Genomic DNA, 20,448 nt, shown 5'->3' with positions numbered 1-20,448 from the left:
AACGCCTCCTAACGGGCCAGGCCCTCCACGACATCGCACCAGGCAGCAAGGTCGGCGGCCGGATCCAGCTCGGCGGACCGGGCCTTCGCCCGCTTGGACGCCAGCCGGTACTCGGCGGCCGTCAACAGCTTCCGCAGCACCGCCTCATAGCCCGCCACGTCATTGCGGTCGACGAAGATGCCCGCCTCACCCAGCGACTCGCACAGACCGGGCGTGGGGTGAGCAACTACGGGAATGCCGCTGGCGAGCGCCTCACAACCGGCACGCCCCCACGACTCATACGAGGACGGCATCAGCAGCACACGCGTGCGGGCATACACCCTCTCCCGCATGTCCTCGCCCTGGACGTGGTCGACGACTTCGAGGTTGGGTAGGTCGGGGAGGATCTGCTCGCCGTAGGCGCCCTTCACGGCCAGGAATTGCTGATCCGGCATGCGGCGGGCCAGAGCGGCGAGGACCTTGCCGCCCTTCGCCTCATTGCAGTTGATCAGTGTGATCGCCTTGCCGGGCTTCGTCCGGTACTCCTCCGCGAACACCGGAGGCCGCACGATCAACGACGACTCCGGCTGGGTGCTCTTCGGGTACTCGGCGAAGAACAGCTCCGCCTCCCGCTCCATCCACTGCGAGTTGTACACCGCCAGCGACGTGCCGCCCGCCGCCACATCCCGGAACGTCGGCCTGTGCGTGTTGTGGCACACCACCACCAGCCGCTTCCCGTAGCCGCGGGCCAGCGACGCCGTCGACGGCACCGTCTCCAGATGCGCGAGCAGCACATCCGCCCGCCGGACCGCGGTGGTGAAGTCGAGGCGCGACTCCAGCGGCACCACACGAATTCCCCGGTACTCGTACTCTTCGTGGGCCTTGCCGTAGCGGGACAGCCACACCTGCACGTCGTGCCCGCGGTCCACCAGCGGCCGAACCATCGACACGAGCATGTGCTCGGCGCCCGCGTTGTGCTCGGGCGGCATCGCGTGCACGCGGGCGACGATCTGTAGGGGCTTGGCTGCCCCGCCCGGCGCGGAAGCCGGGACAGCCGTCGCCATCAGGACCCCGACGGAGTGCCGGTGAACTTCACGAACGCCTCGGCGTCGCCCATCACGAAGCCGTAGTAGGCCTCGGCGAGGATCAGGATCAAGTTCTCCTGGAACGCCGAGTGGACGCCACCCTCCTCGTCCACGTAGGTGGCCTGGTCGGACACCCTCACGGTGATATCCAAACCCACGCCGTATGCCGCCTGGCTCCAGTCACCGCCGATCGCACGCAGGCCGGTGTCCGTCGACGCGGACTGCCGGCGCTGCTTGCCCGACACGCTGCGCGAGTAGGCGAGCGGCTCGCCGATCAGCGTGCCCGCGGCGGCCATGTCGGTGCCCGGGGTCTGCGTGTCGACGAGGATCGGCCGGCCGGTCGTGTCCGTCGCGAGCAGCAGCTTCGGCTTCAGGCGGTGGTCGGCGACGGTGCCGGTGTAATCCCAGTCACCGTCGATGACCTCCTCCATGCCCGTCACCAGGTCGGCCCAGATGCCGCCCTGCGCCTGAGTCTTCGTGCCCAGCGCAACCGAGTTGCTGGTGGCTGCCAGGTACTCGGTGAACGGGCCGGTGGCGCCCTTCATCGTCTTGCCGTGGATCGTCGCGTGGTCGTAGGCGCGGGCGAACGCGGTCGGCAGGTCCTTCTGCAGCTGGTCGTACAGGCCGCCCGCGTTGGTCTTCGCGACCTCCATGGCGACCGGGATGAGGACGGCCAGCTTCTTGGCCTGCATCTGCTTCACGTCGACGCCGCCAGTGGACAGGGGCTTCTTCGCCGCCTGCCCGACCCAGTCCGCGGTCGGCACGTCCATCGGGATCGGCACCGACGTGGTGGCGTCCAGAGCCAGCGGCGCCCGGCGCGCCAGCGCCATGACTGCCGACTGTTCCGTGGACTTCTCGAAGATCGGGGCTGTGATCGTGCGCGGCAGAAGCGACGCATCGACGTTGGACAGAGTCAGGGGGGCGGTAACCGCCATGGTGTTCTCTTCTCCCGAAGCTACGTGAGCTTCGAACTCAGCCACCCGGCGAACTCATCGCGCGGGCTGGGGGCCTGCTTCTTGTTGGCGCCGGACGCCTGAGTGCGATCCGGCGCGGGTCGCCGCGGGCCCTCCGGGGGCTGGGTCTTCGCCCAGTGCGGCTTGCGCTCCAACAGCGCCTGGAGATCCGCCTCAATGGCAGTCTCGTCGATGGCACCCGAGTCGTCGTCGATGTACGAGCCGAGATCCAGGGACGTCACTGCGTCCTCGGGATCCGTGAACGCCGCTCGCTCCCCGACCGTCGAGCCGGCCAGGGCCTGGACGCGAGCCTCGACAAGGCGCTTCCGGGTCGCTGAGATCCGCTCGTTCGCGGCCTGCAACTGCTCGGTCAGGCGCTCGGTCTCCGACTTCTGCGCGTCCTCGAACTCCTTGGCCTTCTTCGCCAGCGGTTCGAGCTCCTTCAGGCGCTTGCGGAGGTTCGCGGCCTCGCTGTTTTTCTTGCGAAGTTCGGCCTCGAACTTCTTCCGATCGAACGGCTTCTCCTCGCCGCCGGTCTCCGCCTCCTGGGCGTCCTCCGTGACTTCGGTGCTGCCGTTCTCCTCGGTCGCCGTCTCATCGACGGTCTCCTCGGGGCCGGTGTTCTGCTGCTCGACGGTCTCGGTCTCTTCGGGCATGACGAATCGGCCCTCCAGGGGCTGTGGAAATGAGAAAGGCCACCACCAGGGCGACCTCGTTGATCAGAAAGAGCCAGGGAGCGGGTACTGGTCGTGCTCCGCCAACGCCCGCCGGAAGCGGGCCAGCTGGCTCCCGGAGTGGCCAGCGGCGTACTCCTGGTACAAGCGCGCCCACTCGCGGGCGTGCGGCGACAACTCAAAGCGCTGCCCCGCAAAGACCGGAGTCGCCGCGCAATGGCAGCCGTCGTGGGCTCGAAAGCCCACGGTGTCCTGAGCAAACACAGCCCCGCGGCTGGACAGCATCTTGCAGAAGGCGCACGCGCCGAGGGCCGCCGATCGGGCCCACGCGGTCGCCTGCCGGTCCTGGCGTACCGCCTCCAGGACTGTGTCGCGGCCGGTGTCGGCGACGAGCTTCTGCACGACCAGCTCGGCCTTCCTCTCTGCCTGCTCCAAGCGGACATCGAGGGGCTCAAGCTGCGCAGCCGTCGCGACGTCCGGGTCTCGCTCCCACACGTCCTTCGTCGCCCATCGCAGGCTCGCCTCCGTGCGGCCCTCGGGCGGCGGGTCGGCGACCGGCACCGTGAACGTGCCGGGCACTCCGGCCGCGTCCCGCTGGGCGTCGTAGAACTCGGCGCTCAAAGCGGCCGACGTCTGCGCGTACTGCTCGACCACCGCGTGCACCGCGGCGATCCAGTCCGGAACCGACGTCCGCAACCTCGACGGAATGATCAACCGCCGCAGTCCGCGCACATCCCGCACCAGCAGCCGAGACAGGCCGAACTGCGCGGACCGGTACCGGTCGGCGTCACGGCCACCCTCAGAGACCGTCGTCGCCACCGTCGACCTCCACCACATCCGGCAGCGCCGCAGACGGCGAGCGGTTCAGCGCGTCCAGACGCTCCAAGAGTCGGCCACCAGTCGACGCCGCACCGGCGAGCCGTCGGTCCGCCCGGACCCGCTGCCGTTGCCCCTCCGTCAGCCCAGCCATCTCCAGCGTGACGTCGGAATCGGCGGGCAGGATGCCGGCCTGGACCAGCTTCACCGTGGCGTCCGCCTGCGCCGCCACCGTCGGGGTCGCCGGGTTCCGCCATACCGTCTCGATACGGCGCGTCTTCTCCGGCGGCACGCCATCCCGCACCCACAAGGCCAGCCGCATCGCCTGCTGCCAAGCCGCCCCATACCGGCGGATGCGGCGCTCCGACCGCTTCACCAGCTTCGCCTCGGTCGACCGGATCGCGTCCGCTGAGGCCGGGTTGTCGGTGGTGTAGCCGAGCATGTGCGGCGGCAGACCAAACTGGCTGGACATGATCCGCGCATACAGGTCGATGATCCGCGTCATCGCCGTCGGATCGTGCGCGGCGAACTGGCCGACCGTCGGCACCTGCCCGTCCTCGTCCCGCTCCAACGCGAGAACCCGGCCGATGTACGTCTCCCACGCGCTCTTGGCGTTACCCTCCGCGTCCTGGAACGCCGACTCCGACGCACCCAGGATGTAGCGCTGCGGAGCGCCGAAGAACTCGGCCGCCACTTCCATGCCCATCAGGCGCCGGCACGCCGCGTCCGTGATCGACATGACCTCCGGGGTGATCTCCGACTTCCCCACCCGGTCCGCGGTCCGCTGCCGGTTCGCCATCCGCACCACCGGCACGGCACCCAGGTTGTGGATGTCCCGGTCGATGACCTCCCAGCCGCCAGACTCCGACGGCAACGCAGTCACCGTCTGATCCGGCAGATACAGGACGATCATCCGCTCCTCGGGGCCCGACTCCACGAACGTGTCAGCCGCGCACTCCCGCAGAGCCGCCGTCCCCATGCGCAGCCGGGCATCCCACATCAGGGTCATGTCCAGCGGCGACTCAGCCGAGATCAGGGGCGGGCAGTCATCCGTACCGCAGTCGCCCGAGCCGACCGCCAGATACTCGCGGCCGTACACCAGCGAGTCCAGGTGCGCCAGCGACGATTCGTCGAACAGATCGTTGGCGTCGGCGATCTCCGCCAGGTCCGACGAGTCCGAGCCGTCCGCCCAGCGGAACGCCTCCAGATCGAGACGCTCTTCCAGGCTTTCGACACCGACCCGCGGCCAGCCGATCACCGTATGCAGGCCCTTCAACTGCGGCGGGATGCTGATGCCGAGATCCCGGATCAACTGCTCGCCGTTGAAGTACGCGTCCCGAAGAAGCAGCGCCCAACGGTCACGCTGCATATCCGCGCGCAGCATGTTGATCAGGGCGAGCTCGTCGTCCGACAGGTACACCAGCGGGAGTTCAGGGATGGACAGAGTCACCGCAGCACCACCACCCTGCCTTTGCCGCGCGACTTCGGCCGCTTCCCGTACTGCTTGCTGTTGAGGAGCTTCCTGCGCAGCATCCGGGCGCCGATCATGCACACCGCGAGGTCGATCTTCCGGGCGCTCTCGCGGTGCTCCTTGCCGATCGTGATCCCCCACGCATTCGTGCGGCGGCGGGAGTTCGCGACGTGCGTCCGCATCACCTTGTGGCCGTCATGCGTCAGGCGCCGCTCCAGGATGTCCTCGCCCGTCCGCTTCACGGCATCCGTGAACTCCTCCTGATGGCGCGGGGCGCCCATGTCCCAGCGGACGGCATGCTGCTTCGGCCCCGCCGTCACCGCATGCAGGATCAGCTTCGAACCGTGCTCCTGGCCCCACTTGTCGAGGTAGGCGTACCAGTACCGTTCGCCATCGTCGTCCTTGCCGGAGCCCGGGTCACAGAAGAACGCCAGCACCTTGTACGTGTTGAAGGCACGCTCGACGACACCATCCGCCTCGTCCCGCGGGACCGACCACGGAAGGTCGGGATCCCAGTTCGCCGGCCGCTGCCACACGCCGAGCGTGAAGACGTGGCCGTCCGACATACGACAGCCAGCCAGAGCGGTCGCATCATCGGACTTCGAGCCGTCGAAGAACATGACGACCTCTTCGCCGTCCCTGACTTCGAGGCCGACGGCCTTGCAGGCGTCCCATTCGTAGGGCGCCATCCAGGCGTCCTCGGCTGCGACGATCATGTTGTACCAGAAGCGCCTCGACCGGCTGGGAGGGTTCCTGACGTCGGCGATCGACTTCACGATCCGGTCCACGTTCAGCCACGCCGCATCCCCGCGGATCGACCGGATCACGGCCGGGGCATCCTCGACCGTCAGCGGCGCCTTCGGTGGAGCTTCGATCGAGTCGTACAGCAGGCCCGAGTCCATCACCCGGCCGGCGTCCACAGCCTCCCAGGCGTCCCGGTCCCGCTCAGCAACGGAGTCTTGTCCGGGCTCGTAGGCGTTCGTGATGCGGAGCGTCCGCGCCGCGCCGTCCGCGGACTTGGTGGCGTTGCGCTCGATCACGTCGGCCATGTCGTGGCCCGAGTTCGACGAATCCCAGTGGTGCGTCTCGTTCAGCAGCACAAAGGTCGCCCGCGCGCCCTCCAGTGTCGACGGCGACGACGTCACCGCCTGGATCAGGCGCGAGTCGCCCAGAGCGTTGACCGTCTCCTTGCCGACCTGGATGCGGTAGTGCTCCTTCGCCTCCGCTGTGAACAGCGATGGGAAGAGCCGCATCGTGTTCTTCGTCTGCTCAAGACTGACGGCCGCGGTCTGAACCCACGCCTCGGGGCTGTCCGTTGCGATCGGTGTTCCGTCGGCAGCCCAGTCGACGAAACGGGAAGGCCCCAGGGCTTCGACGGCGCACAAGCATGCGCCCAATGGATCTTTGCCCCAGCCCTTCAATCTTTGGAGGACTCCATCGCGGTATGCGAACGTGCCAGCCTCGTCGAGGGCGAACCACCAGAGAAGGAAACGTGCCTGCTCGTCGGTGAAGCGCCACGGGACACCGCGGGAGTGCTGAAGCCAGACACCACACCAGCCGAGGACTTCCCAGCCCAGCGTGGCCTCCGGAAGCCGCCACGAGCCGCCTGAGTCCCGCTGCCACGTCGGGCCGATCAGCTTCGGCTCCCACTCCAACTCCGGACGCGGAGCAACCCCAGACAGACGCTCCCGGTACCAGGCAATGACCTCGCCGTGCCCGTCGTCCCGGCGCTCGACCGACCGCCTACGCGCCACGGCCCCAACGCGCCATAGCCGCCTGCCGCGCCGACGCCGACGCAGTCCCCTTGGCCGGCTCCTCCTCATCCGGCAGCTTCAACCAGCCCAGCAGCCGAGCCAGGACACCGCGGTGCTGCCGCAGCTCCTGCACGAGCGGCGAGGCAACGGGCTGCCCCATGCTGCCAGTGACCATCAGATCGGCGTCCACCAGCGCAGCCTCAAGCCGCTCGATCAGATCGATCTCCCGGCAGGCATCCTCAAGGACGCGCAGCTCGTCGATACGCAGCTCATAGTTCCCCGAGATCTCCGACCAGACCACCAGGGCCTTAGCTCCGAGACCCTCAGGGGGTTCGATCTTGTATGACATGACGACCCTCCTGGGGCCTCGGACAGAGCCCACCAGGGGCCGAAAAAACACAGCTCAGGCGCACGCAGATTCTGGGGAGCTAGACGGCCCCGATCCGGAAAGATCAGCCACCGGGGATCACTCCCCGGGTGGATCATGGTCGAGTCGGCTGAACCGGAGTCCGGTTTGGATCATGCAGATTTCAAGCCGCCGCGATCTTGATCGGGACTTGATCTGCAACGTTCTCGATCCTCTCGAATCACTCTTCGAATCCTGATCGCTTGATCGCTCATCAGTGATCACGTCGACGAGCTGCGATACGCGATGACCATGACCATCGACCTGCCTCACTCGTGCCTGCCCTGCCCCGCTGCCCGCCCGTGGGTAGGGGCGCTGGCGAGACGGGTGCCAGCGATGGGGGCCTGCCGTCAGCCGGCCTGACCGATGCGCGCGACGGCGTCGACCATCTCCCTGTCGCACTTGCTGCTGTTGCATCCGAGGTGTGCGCTCTGAGCGTTGCTCAGTGCGTGCGCTCCCCCTTTGGATAGAGGGATGATGTGGTCGACGCTTGGGCTCTTGGGATGCGGCCAAGCGATGCTCTGGTCGATGGGCTCATGGCAGAGCTGACAGGTCCAGCCGTCCCGAGTGTGGATGTCGATCGGTGCGAACGTCTCGTCGGTTCGGGCTTGCGTCACTAGGGCACGCCTACGGGCGTCGTAGGCTGCGGCCCGTTCTGGGTACTGCTTTCGCCAGTGGCCGTGCTTGTGTCGACGTCGGAGGCTGGCGGCCCGCTGAGATTCCGGATAGCGGTGGTGCGGCCAAACGCCGTGCTCCGCCTTGTAGTCGCGCTGCAGTTGACGCATACGGTCTGCGGCCGCGCGCAACCTACACGCTTCAAGACCGCATTGGACACGCCGGGGATTCGTCATTGGCGCCCCGCAGTATGGGCAGGGGCGCGCGTTCTCTTGCTGCCGCTGGGCGGTGCGCCTCCGAGCTCTCGCCAACTCCGCTTCGTACCGTCCATCCACGAGGGTGCGTTCGTACTTGACCGCTGCCCGGCATGCACCTGAGCAATAGGTCGGTATCGGCCCACTCCGCCCGACCTTCTTCTCGACTCCGCAGCGGGCGCAGTTGATGAGGGCGGGGCGTATAGCCTTGGTCATGTCGGTCCTGTCGCATCAGGTCGGCCACGCCCCGGGAGTGTTAGCGCACTCGCCGGGGTCCTTTGATCCATTATCGCAGTCCAACTGCCGCTCTGCGGGGGTTTGTTGGCCTACCGCCTGCGGCCTTTTCCGCCCCTGTTGGCCTTCGAACCAGGCCATGCGCCAGTCGCTTCCCGGAACCGAAGGGCGCAGTACCCCTTCGCCCTCGGGCCCATGAAGCGCTGCACGCGGGACACGCATCGGGTGAACGATCCGGAGCGAAGCGCGTAGCCGATGCCGGCTGCTTTGCCGCCGTTGGTGGGGCGGTCGCTCCAGTACCTGCGTCCTTCGCGGACGATGCGCCGGTTGCTCTTGGCTCGGTTGGCCATCACTTGCCGCCCTTCTTGCCGCGCCGGCTCTTGCCGATACTGGGGAACTTGCGGGCGACGGCCTTCTTCACGGCCGCTTTCTCCCCGCTCGTTCCGTGCTGCTGCACCCTGGCGAGCGCGTTGCGGGCGTGGGCGGCGTCGTCGACCCTGTACTTCTTCTGCCGCGGCAGGGCGAAGCTGGAGGGGCTCATAGCTTTGCGGCCGGCTTTGGTGTTACGGCGGGCGTTGGTCTTCTTGCTGAGGCTGGAGGCGCGTTTCCCTGCCACGTCAGGTCACTCCTTGCGCGGCGCGGGCTCCTGGTTGGTGGTGTCCTGCTGTTCGTCTACCCGCTGGATGTGGGCTCCTTGCCCGCTGGGTATGGCGAGGCAGTCGCCGCGCGCGTCGGCGAGGATGGCCCAGCCGGCTTCGAAGCGGAGAGTGAGGGCGGGGTCTTCGATGAGGACGTCGTCGCGGCGTTGGTCGCGAGGGTGGACGATCAGGTAGGCGGGCATGGTCACCTCCTCAGAGGATTCCGGGATGCTGCTCCGGGGGGCGCGTCCGTCCGGGCCGCGGGTTTGCGCGCTGGGCGTCGTTGCCTTCACGGCTGCTTTTTTGATCATGGCATGGGCCGCACACGCCCTGAAGATCCGCATCCCCGTTGAGGTCGGCCTTGGCCACAATGTGATCGCAGAAGCGGCTCGGCCGTACCGAGCAGATTTTGCAGATCGGATCACGCGCGAGAATGCGGGCCCGGATCTTCGGCCAGCCGGACGGCAGCCGGCGCTTGCGGTCCGAGCCTTCCCACCCTCCTGCCATGTCTACTCCTCGGGGCTGTGTTCGGTGTCGCCGTTGAGCGCGCGGAGGGTCGGGCAGTGCTCGTAGCCGCAGGGCGAGTTGTCGGTGGTGTGGCCGTCCCAGGCTGAGCATTCGGCGCAGATGGTGATGCCTTGGTGTTCGACGGGCCGGTGCAGGTTGCGGACGCGTTCGATGGCTTCGGCCTGCGCGTCGCGTTCCTTGCGGAGTCCGCGTGCGGCGTTGCGGATGTCGTCCCAGTCGCGGGTGCGGTCCATACCGAGGGCATCGGTGAGTTCGCGCTTCCGCTTGGCGAGCCGGTCCATGTCGCTTGCGATGTCGGTCCGCTCGGCGGCGAGGCGCGGTCCGTCGAGTGCCCGCACGTCCTGCATGAACAGCGGGTTGCCGTTGGTGTCGAGCGGTACGTCGTTGGCGGGGATGTCGATGGTCTCGGGGCTGACGATGACGCCACACGCGCCGATCTTGTCGGCGATGTCCTGCCAGTAGTCGCGGACCGGGTTGCCGCCGCCGAGCACGACGCGCTGCGGGACGGACTCGTCTACGACGAGGATGAAGGGCGGCCGGTCGTCGTTCGCGCCTTCGGGGAGTTCGAGGATCTGCAGGCGGGCCATGGCGCGGGCTCCTGTGGATAAGGTGGAGGCATGGACTTCAGGCCGGGTGGGTTCGTTGGGGACTGTGGACCGGTCAACATGCGAGACCTGGGCAAGCCGCATCCGTGGAAGACGGAGTTCATCGTGCCGCTCCAGCCGACGCCGGAGCAGGTCGCCTACGTGGTCACGATCAAGGCGTTCCAGGACCAGATCGAACTGCTCGACACGTCCTGGCTGGACGAGATCTAGCAGGCTCCGCTCACGTCCGTGTCCACCACCAGCAGCCGAGCGTGCCGCCGCGGAACGTATCAACGCACCCGCTAAGCCCGCCAACGACGGCGTCCATGTCGTTGGCATCCCACTGGTGGAGGTGGGCTTCGTGCGGGTTGCCGTCGATCTCGCCCTGCACTGAATCGACGATCGGCACGGACACGAGGATGTTCCAGGCTCCGGCGGCCACGATGCGTTCCAGCAGTTGCGCGGCGTCCTCGCGCGGCATGTGCTCCAGTACGTCGCCGGCGATGACGAGGTCGCGGTGGAAGAGATGGTCCTCGCTCTCACGGGCGTCCTCGACGTGGATCTCGTCGTACATACGCCGTGTCTTCGTGGACTTGAGCTTGTACTTGGTGATGTACGGCTTGTGGATCTCGACGGCCGTCCACCACACGCCTTCATGTACGGGCCGGAACAGCTTGGCGTAGGTGCCTTCGCCGGGCCCGATGTCGGTCACGGTGTTGGGCAGGTGGTAGCGGAACCGTTCGAGGGACCAATCCTTGCCCTCGGCGTCGCTGGTGGGCATGGCGCTCTCCTTCGTCAGAACCGTCTGATGAGGCGGAGGCTGGTGGCGTAGGTGCCGCCGCCGGTGAGCGTGGATGCCCCGCCGAGGTCGCCGAGCGTGGGGCCGTTCGGCGTTTTGCGCGAGTTGATGAACCGTGGGACGCCGAGACTGTCCGTGCCGAGGTAGATGCCGTTGTGGTCGAGTTGCCCGGCGACGGCGTCGCTGGTGTCGGCGTCGAAGTGCGGCACGTCCCCGATCTGAATACTGTCGAGCGGCGGGGCGGTGCCGGTGGCCTGGGCGATGATCACACCGGGTCCATACGGCCCGATGTCTTTGGTCATGCGCGGCAGGTTGGTGCCGTTGATGTTCGCGAGCCGGACCATGGGGATGCCCATGTGGAAGCCGTAGATCATGCGGACGAATCCGGAGCAGTCGAGGCATCCGGCTTCTCCGGCGCCTGCGGTCTGTGTTTCGCCGTTGGGGAAGGTCCAGTTGCGGTTCATGTAGTCGTGGAAGTCGGCGCCTTCGACCAGTGAGCCGTCGGCGGCGAGGGGCCCATAGTTGGCTTGGCCTGCGATCTGGGCGCCGGAGAGGGCGGGGCTGGTGACGGTGGGCGCCCCGGTGACGTACATCATCGCGTAGGCGAGCACGTCGGGCGTGGTGTCGACGGCCCAGGCGCGGATCTGGTTGGCGAGCGCCGGCGTCCAGGTGCCGTTGAACGGCGAGCCGAGGACACGCACCCACGTGTTGTGGGTGACGGTGGGGATGGTCGGCCAGCTGCCGGAGATGACCTGAAGGTCGTCGACTTGGACGAGCCGCGGGAGACCGGTCGAGCCGGTGGAGGCGAGCGCCCGGAATCCGACGCGGCCCGAAGGGTTCGCTGGTTCGGTGACGGAGTGCAGCCAGGTTCCGGGTTCGCTGGTGCCGTCGAGCCAGGCGCGGCAGCGGATGGTGCTGCCGGTGCGCTGGGCGCGGATCCTCCACCACTGGCCGGCCGTGAACCCGGTACCGACTTGGGTGGCCGCGCCCAACGTTGTGACGGTACTGGCGACTTCCTTCTCCAAAGCGAGTTGGACTACGCCGGTAGTGAGGACCAGGAGCCTCGCCCGGTTGCTGTTGCTGGTGTCGGTGTACCCGAACGACAGGGCGATGGATGCGGTGGCGCCAGCGGGGACCGTCGTGATCGTGACTTTGGCGGTGACGTCGACGTCGGTGAGGTTGTCGACGATGGTGGTGTGCCGGGATGTGTTGGCGACGTCGCAGCTGATCTGACCGACGCTGCCGTTCACCGTGTACAGGCTGTCGCTGCCGCTGTTGGACCACGTGCCGCCGCCGGGGCTGGTGCCGAAGGTGCTCGTGACGGTTCGCGTGAAGGTGTCGGTGAACGGCCGCTTGTTCTCGGTGAACGTGCGGGTCGGCCCGCGCACGGTCACGGTCTTCGCGCCGACGGTGAGCGTGGCGAGAACGCCGGAGGCGTCGGAGACCTGCAGGCGGTCCGGACTGGTCAGGGTCTGCGTGGTGAGCGCGGCGGGGACAGGCTGGTAGGGCATCAACCCTTCGTCGACCGTGAGGACAGCCATCACGCCCCCTGCAGATCCACCTGGATCGTGACGGCCGTCGGGGACCCGGCGACGGAGCGGATGGCGACGGCGAGACTGTCGCCAGCGGCGAACGATGCATTCTGCACGCCGGGCCCGGACATCCACGTGGCGGCTGTGGACAGTGACAGGTCGGTGGCGAGGAGGTCGGCGGCGTTCTTGACGGCGTTGATGGTGGTGCCGGTGCCGCCGACCCGGTATCCGCGGACGGCGACGATCGTGCAGGCTTTGGGGGCGCGCCACACGGTGTAGGAGACGGCGCCGGTCGGCGCGGTGATGACGAGGCTCTTGCTGACCGTGGTTGCCGCGGCGGGGAGGGTGAGGCTCGGCGCGGTGACGCCTCCGTCGGCGGCCACCGCGAATGTGCCCGGCCCGGATACGGGTCCGGTGAGGGTGCCGCCGCCGAGGGGCAGGAAGGTGCCGTCGGCGTAGGCGCGGTCGCCGTGGGGGTCGGTGGCCGCCGAATGCTCGGCGATCTCTGTGTCCGTGTAGGCGGCTGCCGCGCTCGTGGCTGCGGCTTGGGCCGCTTCGGCGGAGCCGGCGGGGTCGGCGTTGATGTCGGCTGCGTCGATGGTGACGTCGCCGGTGCGCCCGTTGACGGAGGAGACGGGGCCGACCGCTGCGTCGATGACGAGGGTCTCGGACGGTCCGCCGTCGATCTGGACTCTCACCTCGTCACCTCCGGGCTGACGATGGCCGCGCCGTTGAGGAGTCGGACGACCCAGGCGCCTTTGACCATCTCCAGGTCCCACCGCCCGTTGCGGGTGAGGTTCTCGGTGACGGACGCCGGAACCTGGAGGGTGATCTTGTTGCCTGCGATGGTCAGGTACGGCGTGAGGTCGAGCAGCAGATCGGCGCTCTCTGCGGCCTGCGAGCGGATCTGAGCTCGGGCCGACCAGCCATCCCACAGCATGGGGCTGTCGCCGACACCGCACGTGTACGTCTGGTAGAACGTGGCGCCCTGCTCCAGGTGCAGGTCGTGCTCGCCGGCCGCCAACCCGACCACCCCCTCGGGGAATTCGCCAGAGCCGGAAGCGTCGGCGACGAGCTCGCTCTGCCCGGTGAGGGCGGCGGAGGCTTCCGCGACGAGCGTGGGGGCGGCGGTGAGGCTGCCGTCAGCGGTGAGTTCGGCGGCGGCGACGGCGGTGTAGGAGACAGCTGCGGTGAGTACGGATTCGCCGGTGAGTGTCGCGGACGCGTTGTAGACGGCGCCGTCCGACAAGGTGTTGAAGAAGTCGTACTCGGCGTTGTCGACGGTGCCGGCGTCTCGGTGGGCGGACATGTCGAGGGCGCACGCGTCGATGGTGGTGGCGATCCAGGCGGGGCTTGCCAGGGTGCGGCGGTTGGTCCACGTCGATCCGTCGGGGCTGGTGTCCCAGTAGACGTTCGTGCCGTCTTCGCGGAGGCGGAGGAAGGCGTGCGCGACCGGGTCGTAGGGGATCTCAACAACGTCGGGATCGAAGTAGCCCGTGTCGTTTTTGCAGCGCAACAGGTTGGCGACGGCGTTGATAGTGAACCCGATCCTTGTTCCGTCGATACCGGAGTTGACGAGGACGCCGCAGTAGCACTCGGTCGCTGCCCCGGCGGTGGGCACAGTGACGACCTTCACGAAGAACGAGGCCCCGGCCAGGGTCCACGAGTACGCGGTCTGGTAGCCGGCGAACCCAGTGCCGCAGGGGACGCGGGCCTTGCCACCAGTCTCGGTGACGCCGCCGTAGCTGTTGCCCCAGTTGGGGCCGATCACTCCGTCGTTGAAGTTGTCCGCGAGGGACGAGAGGGACGGCACCGACGCCTCCCCTACGAGAGCGAGATTGCGAGTTGCCCCGCACTGATCCTCAGCTCGTCCCCGGCGGCGACGGTGCGGTTGGCGGTGAGTGCTCCGTACCAGAGCCGTACAGGCGCGCCGGCCGAGTCCCAGATCTCCACCCCGACGACCGTTGCGGCAGGCATGTTCGTGAAGACCAGGTCTGCGCTGTTGCTGGTGGCGCCGTTCACCGCGGCGGCCACTGTGAGGTTCTGCCGGGCGTAGGAGCCGCCAGCGACCTCCGTGCCCGCGGCGGTGTCGCTTCCGGCCGCGGTCACCAGTGCCACCTTGAGCGGGGTTGTGGGGGCTGTGGACGACAGCCCCAGGATCCAGTCGAGGGCGCGGTTCTCCGCCGTGTTCGTCATGTTGTCGGCGATGATTACTGCCCTCCTGGATTCACATGGTTGGCTGTCCCGCCGCCCGCAACGGGGGGTGTGCAGGCGGCGGGACTTCGGGGCTGCCGCCGTGGTGGCCCCGGGTTTTGTGTCCGCCCGGTCTCCTCCAAGACCGGGCGGACGGTGGGCCGAGCGCGTGGCGCTTCAAGGCCCGGCCTGCGCACCACCCAGAGCGCAGGAGATCAGGCAGCCTTGGGGGCTCGTTGGGGAAGTGGCGGCGTGTCGCCGAGGTGCGCTTCGCCGGATTCATCGACTGTCTTGGGCGGCAGTTCGTGCAGGTCGTAGCGGACGCCTTTGCCGTGCCCATAGCGGCTGATACGGCCTTCGGATGCCCACCGCCAGATAGTGCCGACGGGGCGGCCCGTGTAATAGGCGGCATCAGCCGCGCTGATGAGCGTTGGAGGCATTGGGCACCTCCTAGTGAACGACGAAGGGCCACCCAGGTTCAGGGTGGCCCTTGCGACAGAAGTTCCATGTGAGCACAGGATGGCTTCGGTCCAGGCCAGATGTCAACTACATCCGTAGTTCAAGCTGCGGCCCGTTGCGCGAGCGGGAGGTCGAGGACTTCACTTCGGTCGTACTGGGTGGCACAGCCACGGCATCGCGCGCCGGGGGTGGACACGGTGACGCGGAGGACGGTTCCGCAGGGGCAGGCTACGGCTATCGGCCGCTCGGGGCGTTCGCCGGTTATCTGCCGTTCGCACTGCCGGACCAAGCTGGTGACTTCCTGAACGAAATCGCCGAACGCAGGGTGTTCGGTGGCGGCCCACTCGAGGTTGACCCGCAACGCATGGACGACCTGGTCGAGCTGCTGTTGGAGGCCGCCTTCCCAGCGGGGGTGGCGCCAGCCGAGGTGTTCGTGCCAGTCGATCAGCCAAGTTTGGAGGATGGTCACCACGCCGCCGCGGGCGATGAGGCTGAGGGGTTCGAGGCGGAGCGGCAGGGGCGCTGTGCGGGAGACTGCGACGATCGGCCCGTCGCCTCCACGGCCGGGAACGAGCCGGGTAGCGAGTTGGGCGTACAGACCATCAGGGCCGGGGAGTTGACGCAGCGCCTGGTCGACGCGTTCCTGGCAGAGTCGGCAGGCGACCCGCCCGAGTTCCTCGTTCCGGAGTTGCCGGCCGCAAGGGCAGGTTGGCCACTCGTAGTCGTCCAGGGCGGGGTGGTCGTGCACGGCGGCTCCTCGGGTGGTACGGAACGCAGGTGACGCTTGAGCCAATTGTGCACGCGAGGGTTGACAACCCGGGCCAGTGACGCAGTCACCCCGCCAGACACGGCAAGGCCCGGCCGCCCACGGGAGCGGCCGGGCCAACCTCGCGGGCTAGGACAGCTTCCACTCCCCGGTCTGATCCGAGAACCCGGAGTCCATCCCGAACTGCACCGTGGCCGCCTTCGACTTCTTCGGCAGCTCGAACGTGATCCACCCGAGCGCCTTGGAGCCCGGCTTCAGGTTCACGTCGGCCTGCATCGAGGGTCCGGCGGAGATGTCGCCGAGGACGACCTGGAACTGCTGGCCCTGGTCGTCGACCAGCTTCGCCCCGTTCATCGGCGCGTCCGAGTAGGCCTTGCTGCCGGTGTTGACCAACTGGAACTGCACGCCCAGCCACCGGTTGCCGTCCTCCGGTGCGAAGAACTCGTCAGCGGGCTTGGCGTTGTCGACGACCTTGACGACAGTCACGTCGAGCTCGTGGCCGGCCTCCAGACCCTTGAGGGCTATGGTGTCGCCGACCTTCGCATCCTGCTGCTTCTTCGCAGCTTCGGCTTTCGCCCCGTCGTCCTTCTTCTCCGCGCCCGTGTCGGCCGCAGCCGGGGCCTTCGGCTTGGTGGTGACTTCCTCGTCGGTGCCGGCGCATGCGGTGGCGGTGCAGGCCAGTAGAGCCGCGACGATAGCGGCGTGAATGCGGAAACGCATTGTCCCCCCTGTGATGATTGAAGCCAGGATGCTACCCGTGAACCAACCGTCAGGAATGACCAAGTGATGCAACTCCCGCACACCGTAGACACTTAGAAGCCACACTGTGGCCATGGCGTTACGTTTCGCGGTACAGGCGGACAGCGAGCAGGAGTGCGCCCGCGGCTTGGCCGCATTGTGCGAGCGCCTCGGTCTGGTGCCTGCGATGACGCCTCGGCTCCTCACCGACGACAGGTGGATGGCGCGGGCGGTCCCGGACACGACGAAGGCCCCGACCGAGGGCCGGGGCCAGGACGTGCAGGGCTGATCAGGTGAACGTGACGGTCATGGCACAGCTGCTGATCGTCTTCCCGGCTTCTTCATGGACGGTCCTGTGAGCTTCGTCGTCTTCGGTGTCGCAGACGAGCCTCCCGTCCGGGGTGTGAGTCCAGCCGCATGATGGGTCGCCCCACTTCTCGGTGACGATGTCGATGACGGCCTGCTCGGTCGACCCGTGCGGTGTGTAGCCCGCGCTGGTCTCGCTGGTTCCGCACAGGTCGCAGACGGCGACGAAGCAGACCTCCTGTCCTATGGCCATCAGGCAGCACCCTCGTAGATGTCGAAGACCAGGCCGTTCGGGCTGACGATGAGTTCGGTGCCGCAGTCGCCGCACGTGTACTCGCGTCCGCCGTCCTCCCTGTCCTTGCCCTCCATCTCGTCGCTACAGCAGCTGGGGGTGGCGTCGAGGCCGAGGTCGTGGCCGTCCTCCAGTTCCATCCCGTAGATCCTGGGCATGCGGATTCTCCTAGTCGAGGTCGCGGGTGTCGTTGAAGATGTCGAGGTATGAGGTGCCGTCGGCGGCGGTCATGGCGGCGAGCACGTCAAGGGCCCTGATGGCGCCCTCGGTGAGGGGAAGGCTTACGACTTTCTTGCCGTCGGCGGAGCTGCCGTCGGGGTTCTCGTTGTCGTGGATGGTCTCGTCGGTCATTGGCGGGTTCTCCTTCACAGGTGGTTGCGGGCGTCGGATGCCCACGGGTCGGTGATGTCGGTGAGGGGCCCGAAGTCGGCGGCGCTCATCGTGGGAACGTCGTCTTCTTCGGGGTTGTCGGCTTCGCGGCAATCGTCGTTGCAGTACGGGTAGCCGCCGGGGGCGCCGCACAGGATGCACTCGTTGCCGGGCACGGTCAGGTCCACTCCCAGTTCTGGCCGGCGCGGGCGGCGCGGTTGGCGGAGTCGCCAATATGGGTGGCGAGGTCGCCCCAGTTGGTGGGCATGAGGCGATGGCCGGCGGCCTTGTGGAGGAGCTCGCCGATACGGTCGGCTTCGTGCGGCGGAATGCTGGCGACGTCGGCGAAGGTGCCGTCGAACAGGTCGGAGATCTCCCGCCATTCGGAGGCGGTGAGCGTGTGGGCAAGATGCTGGCCGAGGTTGCTGATGGTGAGCCCGGACCGGCTACCACCGGCGCCATGGCTGATGCTGATACCCAAGGTGGGGTCCTTTCGGCTACCGGGTGGGGACATGCTTCTGGTTGGGGTCGTGTTCGGCGTGGTAGGAGGCGGCGAGGATCGCTCCAGTGCCGCTGTTGTAGGGCGTGGTCTGTAGGTCGGGGCAGCCGGAGCAGACGACGCGGAACTGGTTGGCGGCGTGGTCGGCTTGCGCGTAGATGAAGGACCCGTCCGGCGCTTCGAGGATCTTGCTGATGCGTTCGAAAGCCATGCCGATCAACCGGTTCCGATGGCGTTGCCGGGCGGCATGTGGACGTGGCCGTCTTCTTCCAGCACCTCACGGTCGTGCTGCTCACAGAAGTACTTGCCGCGGGCCTTGCGTTCTGCGCAGTACTCGGACCACGGCATGCCGTATGCGATCTGGTAGCCGCAGATCTGCCCGGCGGGGTCAGGGTCTGCCCTCAGCGTCTTGGACACAATCACCGTCCGATGGCGTTGCCGGGGGCCATGCGGATCTCGCCGCACTCGTCGAGGACCCAGTCGTGGTGTTTCTGGCAGAAGTAGAGGCCCTTGACCTTGCGCTCGGTGCAGAACCGGTTGCCGTCGTTGTGCCAGCTGCCGATCTGCATCTGGTAGCCGCAGATCTGACTGCCTCGATCGGGTTCCTTGCGGGTGAAGTCCACGTTGATCAGTCCTTTCCGGCGGGCTAGAGCGTTCGGGCGTGGGCGAGGGTCGCGGCCCGGTCGAGGTAGAGCAGCGGCAGGCGCGGGTCCCGACGTGCGTCATTCCATGACGGGATGGATTCGACGTCGCGGAAGTCGCGGCGGATGGCTTCGAGGAGCAGCACGCACGCGTCGTCGGCCTGGCCGCGGCTGGCCGCTTCGGCTCGGATGGCGCCGACCAAACAGGCCGCGCCTTGCTCGTCGCGGAGGGCTCCGGTGCACCAGCCTCCCTGTTCGAGCCGCTGCCGGGCCCGGTACAGCAGGCCCGCGATGGGGGTGTTGTAGGGGCAGGGCGCCGAGGTGGGGGTGAGCGACCGGGGTGCCCGCTCGGGAATCCGGATCACGTCGGCCAGGTCGAGCGGCGTGGTGTCGGTACGGGCGTCGACGGCGAGGGCAGCGAGGGTCAGGCGTTCGTCGAAGTCGAGCGGCTTCGCGGCGGTGGCCGAGGCGGATGGCGTGAGCGTCTTGGCGGTCATGACCGGGCCTTGCCGTCGCCGCTGCATTCACGGCAGCTAACCTTGATTTGGTTGCCACCGAAGGCGCTGTAGAGGACGCCGTTTCCGGTGCAGCACCAGCACAGGCCCTGCGCCTGTGCTTCCGAGGGCTGGAGGGTGCCGTTCTGCGCCTCCCATTCCTGGTCTGTCATTCCGCTGATCTGTACGGGCATGATGAAGGTCTCCTCGTTCGGTCTGGTTCGGGCGGGGGTGGAAGGGGCGCCCCTGGTTGCTGGCAGGCGGGTGGGGGCGCCCCGGCTCAGCTACTGCGGGGCAGTGGCTGCTGCGTAGATCTCGGCGTCCGTGAACCCGGCGGCGATCGCCGCATGCAGGGTGGGCATGACGTTCGCGTAGTCGGGGTGCGACTCATCGGCGCCTTGAGCGTTGAGCTGGTGCCCGCGCCTCATGGCGGCTACGGCAGCGTTGAAGATCTCCTCGCGACTGGGCACTGGCGTTCACTCCCCTTCGCCGAGGCTGACGCGCTCCATGGCGCGCCCGAGCTCGACGATTTCGCTGCCGTCGGTGGTGCGGGCGTCGAAGCGGGCCGTGACTTCGGCGACGATGCGGTCGGTGGTGGCGCGGTCGCCGCGCTTCTTCGCCTCCACGTAGTCCTTCACGGACTGGTGGGTGTACTCCATGGGGTACTCCTTGATCGGTGTCAGACGCGCCAGCCGCCGAGGGGGCGGCGCTTGCGCGGGTCGCTGGTCTGGGCGGCCTGCTTCTCCAGGCCACGGAGCTCGGGCTCGTCCAGCACGCCCTCGTAGTCGGCGCCGAGCGGCCCGGCGACCTGGGGGGCGGGGCCGGCGAGCTTGCGGAGCCCGGCGGGCCGCTCCTCGTACACGGGCCCGTACACCTGGCACATGCGGATGGCGGACGTACCGCCGTCCGTGGCGATGTTCCCGGTGAGCGGGAGGCGGCGGGTGAACTTGACCTCGCTGTACAGGTACGGGTCCTCGTAGGGGGCGAGGTTCGTCGCCATGGTGTGGACGATGTAGTAGCTCTTGCCGAGCTGGACCTGCCGGGCGAACTTCTTCGCCTCGTTCGGCTGCCAGATCTTGGGCATGACGGGGACTCCTTCGAGATGGGCGCGTTGGGTCAGTTGGTGCGGGTGGCAGAGAAGCTGATGACTCGGAAGCCACCATCACGGCCCCAGAACTGGCGGGGCACGTCCTTGAGGATCGGGGGCAGGATCGTGTCCGCAGTCGCGTTGGCGGCGGCGATCGTCTCGCCGGGCAGCGTGTACTGCCTGCCGTCACTGCTGATCACGAGGGTCCAGGCCCATCGGCTTGTTGCACTCACGGCGGTATCTCCTTCGGCTTGCGTGGTTGTTTGCGGTGCTTTGTCCTCA

General features: G+C 67.8%; 36 protein-coding genes. 2 read left to right on the top strand and 34 right to left on the bottom strand.

All coding sequences use genetic code 11. The annotated features are described in order from the left end of the window. Positions 1-8: 8 nt before the first annotated feature. The 12 genes from FPZ41_RS00595 to FPZ41_RS46750 form a co-directional block, all read right to left on the bottom strand. Positions 9-1,043, bottom strand: coding sequence for a glycosyltransferase family 4 protein (locus FPZ41_RS00595; RefSeq protein WP_152858014.1), 1,035 nt, complete (start codon positions 1,041-1,043; stop codon positions 9-11). Then, the gene (locus FPZ41_RS00590; RefSeq protein WP_152858012.1) at positions 1,043-1,999 is read right to left on the bottom strand and encodes a phage major capsid protein; all 957 of its coding nucleotides are present in this window, start codon (positions 1,997-1,999) and stop codon (positions 1,043-1,045) included. The genes FPZ41_RS00595 and FPZ41_RS00590 overlap by 1 nt, the downstream gene beginning before the upstream one ends. Positions 2,000-2,019: 20 nt before the next feature. Continuing rightward, positions 2,020-2,673: a hypothetical protein gene (locus tag FPZ41_RS00585; protein ID WP_152858010.1), complete on the bottom strand. Its 654-nt coding sequence runs from the start codon at positions 2,671-2,673 to the stop codon at positions 2,020-2,022. A gap of 63 nt (positions 2,674-2,736) precedes the next feature. Then, positions 2,737-3,510, bottom strand: coding sequence for a VG15 protein (locus FPZ41_RS00580; protein WP_322619691.1), 774 nt, complete (start codon positions 3,508-3,510; stop codon positions 2,737-2,739). Then, entirely contained in the window at positions 3,491-4,957 is a 1,467-nt protein-coding gene (locus tag FPZ41_RS00575; protein WP_322619690.1) for a phage portal protein, read from the bottom strand. Before FPZ41_RS00575 ends, FPZ41_RS00580 begins: the two co-directional genes overlap by 20 nt. Continuing rightward, entirely contained in the window at positions 4,954-6,732 is a 1,779-nt protein-coding gene (locus tag FPZ41_RS00570) for a terminase (RefSeq protein ID WP_322619689.1), read from the bottom strand. The genes FPZ41_RS00575 and FPZ41_RS00570 overlap by 4 nt, the downstream gene beginning before the upstream one ends. Continuing rightward, positions 6,722-7,081: a hypothetical protein gene (locus FPZ41_RS46760; RefSeq protein ID WP_194235938.1), complete on the bottom strand. Its 360-nt coding sequence runs from the start codon at positions 7,079-7,081 to the stop codon at positions 6,722-6,724. The genes FPZ41_RS00570 and FPZ41_RS46760 overlap by 11 nt, the downstream gene beginning before the upstream one ends. Before the next feature lie 407 nt (positions 7,082-7,488). After that, positions 7,489-7,923, bottom strand: coding sequence for an HNH endonuclease (locus FPZ41_RS50105; RefSeq protein WP_194235937.1), 435 nt, complete (start codon positions 7,921-7,923; stop codon positions 7,489-7,491). Positions 7,924-8,590: 667 nt separating this feature from the next. Further along, entirely contained in the window at positions 8,591-8,857 is a 267-nt protein-coding gene (locus FPZ41_RS00555; protein WP_228022339.1) for a DUF6582 domain-containing protein, read from the bottom strand. Positions 8,858-8,863: 6 nt separating this feature from the next. Next, positions 8,864-9,082 (bottom strand): hypothetical protein, encoded by a 219-nt coding sequence (locus tag FPZ41_RS00550; RefSeq protein ID WP_152858004.1) that lies wholly within the window; start codon positions 9,080-9,082, stop codon positions 8,864-8,866. Positions 9,083-9,092: 10 nt separating this feature from the next. Next, positions 9,093-9,386, bottom strand: coding sequence for an HNH endonuclease signature motif containing protein (locus FPZ41_RS00545; RefSeq protein ID WP_152858002.1), 294 nt, complete (start codon positions 9,384-9,386; stop codon positions 9,093-9,095). Positions 9,387-9,388: 2 nt separating this feature from the next. Next, positions 9,389-9,994 (bottom strand): hypothetical protein, encoded by a 606-nt coding sequence (locus FPZ41_RS46750; protein WP_194235936.1) that lies wholly within the window; start codon positions 9,992-9,994, stop codon positions 9,389-9,391. 78 nt (positions 9,995-10,072) lie between these two features. On the opposite strand from FPZ41_RS46750, the gene FPZ41_RS46745 reads away from it, so the two are divergent. Beyond that, positions 10,073-10,222: a hypothetical protein gene (locus FPZ41_RS46745; RefSeq protein ID WP_194235935.1), complete on the top strand. Its 150-nt coding sequence runs from the start codon at positions 10,073-10,075 to the stop codon at positions 10,220-10,222. Between the two features lie 10 nt (positions 10,223-10,232). On the opposite strand, the gene FPZ41_RS00535 is transcribed toward FPZ41_RS46745, so the two are convergent. The 8 genes from FPZ41_RS00535 to FPZ41_RS00505 all read right to left on the bottom strand — a co-directional run bounded on the left by FPZ41_RS00535 (position 10,233) and on the right by FPZ41_RS00505 (position 16,460). After that, the gene (locus FPZ41_RS00535; protein WP_152858000.1) at positions 10,233-10,772 is read right to left on the bottom strand and encodes a methyltransferase domain-containing protein; all 540 of its coding nucleotides are present in this window, start codon (positions 10,770-10,772) and stop codon (positions 10,233-10,235) included. Positions 10,773-10,786: 14 nt separating this feature from the next. Continuing rightward, positions 10,787-12,331, bottom strand: a complete 1,545-nt coding sequence (locus FPZ41_RS00530; protein WP_228022338.1) for a C40 family peptidase — start codon at positions 12,329-12,331, stop codon at positions 10,787-10,789. Then, positions 12,331-13,020, bottom strand: a complete 690-nt coding sequence (locus tag FPZ41_RS47760) for a hypothetical protein (protein ID WP_228022337.1) — start codon at positions 13,018-13,020, stop codon at positions 12,331-12,333. The genes FPZ41_RS00530 and FPZ41_RS47760 overlap by 1 nt, the downstream gene beginning before the upstream one ends. Further along, positions 13,017-14,135 (bottom strand): hypothetical protein, encoded by a 1,119-nt coding sequence (locus FPZ41_RS00525; protein ID WP_152857998.1) that lies wholly within the window; start codon positions 14,133-14,135, stop codon positions 13,017-13,019. The genes FPZ41_RS47760 and FPZ41_RS00525 overlap by 4 nt, the downstream gene beginning before the upstream one ends. Before the next feature lie 11 nt (positions 14,136-14,146). Continuing rightward, a complete protein-coding gene (locus tag FPZ41_RS00520; protein WP_152857996.1) occupies positions 14,147-14,518 on the bottom strand; it encodes a phage tail fiber protein in 372 nt (123 codons plus the stop codon). A gap of 212 nt (positions 14,519-14,730) precedes the next feature. Then, positions 14,731-14,955, bottom strand: coding sequence for a helix-turn-helix domain-containing protein (locus FPZ41_RS00515; protein WP_152857994.1), 225 nt, complete (start codon positions 14,953-14,955; stop codon positions 14,731-14,733). A 119-nt stretch (positions 14,956-15,074) separates the two neighbouring features. After that, positions 15,075-15,722 carry a hypothetical protein gene (locus FPZ41_RS00510; protein WP_322619688.1) on the bottom strand — a complete coding sequence of 216 codons (648 nt, stop codon included), beginning with the start codon at positions 15,720-15,722 and terminating at the stop codon, positions 15,075-15,077. A 147-nt stretch (positions 15,723-15,869) separates the two neighbouring features. After that, complete coding sequence (locus tag FPZ41_RS00505; RefSeq protein ID WP_152857990.1) at positions 15,870-16,460, bottom strand: DUF4352 domain-containing protein; 591 nt, start codon at positions 16,458-16,460, stop codon at positions 15,870-15,872. Positions 16,461-16,572: 112 nt separating this feature from the next. Between FPZ41_RS00505 and FPZ41_RS00500 the strand changes: the two genes are divergently transcribed. Next, positions 16,573-16,767 carry a hypothetical protein gene (locus FPZ41_RS00500; protein WP_152857988.1) on the top strand — a complete coding sequence of 65 codons (195 nt, stop codon included), beginning with the start codon at positions 16,573-16,575 and terminating at the stop codon, positions 16,765-16,767. On the opposite strand, the gene FPZ41_RS00495 is transcribed toward FPZ41_RS00500, so the two are convergent. The 14 genes from FPZ41_RS00495 to FPZ41_RS00430 form a co-directional block, all read right to left on the bottom strand. Further along, the gene (locus FPZ41_RS00495) at positions 16,768-17,037 is read right to left on the bottom strand and encodes a hypothetical protein (RefSeq protein WP_152857986.1); all 270 of its coding nucleotides are present in this window, start codon (positions 17,035-17,037) and stop codon (positions 16,768-16,770) included. It lies immediately after the preceding gene. Next, positions 17,037-17,234, bottom strand: coding sequence for a hypothetical protein (locus FPZ41_RS00490; RefSeq protein ID WP_152857985.1), 198 nt, complete (start codon positions 17,232-17,234; stop codon positions 17,037-17,039). Before FPZ41_RS00490 ends, FPZ41_RS00495 begins: the two co-directional genes overlap by 1 nt. 10 nt (positions 17,235-17,244) lie before the next feature. Then, complete coding sequence (locus FPZ41_RS00485) at positions 17,245-17,427, bottom strand: hypothetical protein (RefSeq protein ID WP_152857983.1); 183 nt, start codon at positions 17,425-17,427, stop codon at positions 17,245-17,247. 14 nt (positions 17,428-17,441) lie between these two features. Beyond that, complete coding sequence (locus tag FPZ41_RS00480; RefSeq protein ID WP_152857981.1) at positions 17,442-17,621, bottom strand: hypothetical protein; 180 nt, start codon at positions 17,619-17,621, stop codon at positions 17,442-17,444. A gap of 2 nt (positions 17,622-17,623) precedes the next feature. Then, entirely contained in the window at positions 17,624-17,926 is a 303-nt protein-coding gene (locus tag FPZ41_RS00475; protein WP_152857979.1) for a DUF7739 domain-containing protein, read from the bottom strand. A 16-nt stretch (positions 17,927-17,942) separates the two neighbouring features. Then, positions 17,943-18,155, bottom strand: coding sequence for a hypothetical protein (locus FPZ41_RS00470; protein WP_152857977.1), 213 nt, complete (start codon positions 18,153-18,155; stop codon positions 17,943-17,945). A 5-nt stretch (positions 18,156-18,160) separates the two neighbouring features. Next, positions 18,161-18,367: a hypothetical protein gene (locus tag FPZ41_RS00465; protein ID WP_152857975.1), complete on the bottom strand. Its 207-nt coding sequence runs from the start codon at positions 18,365-18,367 to the stop codon at positions 18,161-18,163. Continuing rightward, complete coding sequence (locus FPZ41_RS00460) at positions 18,364-18,567, bottom strand: hypothetical protein (RefSeq protein ID WP_152857973.1); 204 nt, start codon at positions 18,565-18,567, stop codon at positions 18,364-18,366. The genes FPZ41_RS00465 and FPZ41_RS00460 overlap by 4 nt, the downstream gene beginning before the upstream one ends. Positions 18,568-18,590: 23 nt before the next feature. Continuing rightward, positions 18,591-19,082: a DUF6197 family protein gene (locus tag FPZ41_RS00455; protein ID WP_152857971.1), complete on the bottom strand. Its 492-nt coding sequence runs from the start codon at positions 19,080-19,082 to the stop codon at positions 18,591-18,593. Beyond that, positions 19,079-19,273, bottom strand: a complete 195-nt coding sequence (locus tag FPZ41_RS00450; RefSeq protein WP_152857969.1) for a hypothetical protein — start codon at positions 19,271-19,273, stop codon at positions 19,079-19,081. The genes FPZ41_RS00455 and FPZ41_RS00450 overlap by 4 nt, the downstream gene beginning before the upstream one ends. Positions 19,274-19,363: 90 nt before the next feature. Continuing rightward, the gene (locus FPZ41_RS00445; RefSeq protein WP_152857967.1) at positions 19,364-19,549 is read right to left on the bottom strand and encodes a hypothetical protein; all 186 of its coding nucleotides are present in this window, start codon (positions 19,547-19,549) and stop codon (positions 19,364-19,366) included. Between the two features lie 6 nt (positions 19,550-19,555). Continuing rightward, on the bottom strand, positions 19,556-19,738 hold the full coding sequence (locus FPZ41_RS00440) for a hypothetical protein (RefSeq protein WP_152857965.1): 183 nt from the start codon (positions 19,736-19,738) through the stop codon (positions 19,556-19,558). 20 nt (positions 19,739-19,758) lie between these two features. Continuing rightward, the gene (locus FPZ41_RS00435) at positions 19,759-20,163 is read right to left on the bottom strand and encodes a hypothetical protein (RefSeq protein ID WP_152857963.1); all 405 of its coding nucleotides are present in this window, start codon (positions 20,161-20,163) and stop codon (positions 19,759-19,761) included. A 32-nt stretch (positions 20,164-20,195) separates the two neighbouring features. Next, positions 20,196-20,399, bottom strand: coding sequence for a hypothetical protein (locus FPZ41_RS00430; RefSeq protein ID WP_152857961.1), 204 nt, complete (start codon positions 20,397-20,399; stop codon positions 20,196-20,198). Between the last annotated feature and the right edge of the window lie 49 nt (positions 20,400-20,448).

The organism is Streptomyces acidicola (assembly GCF_009377235.1).
Lineage (GTDB): Bacteria > Actinomycetota > Actinomycetes > Streptomycetales > Streptomycetaceae > Streptomyces > Streptomyces acidicola.
This window is presented reverse-complemented; position numbering and strand designations above follow the sequence as displayed.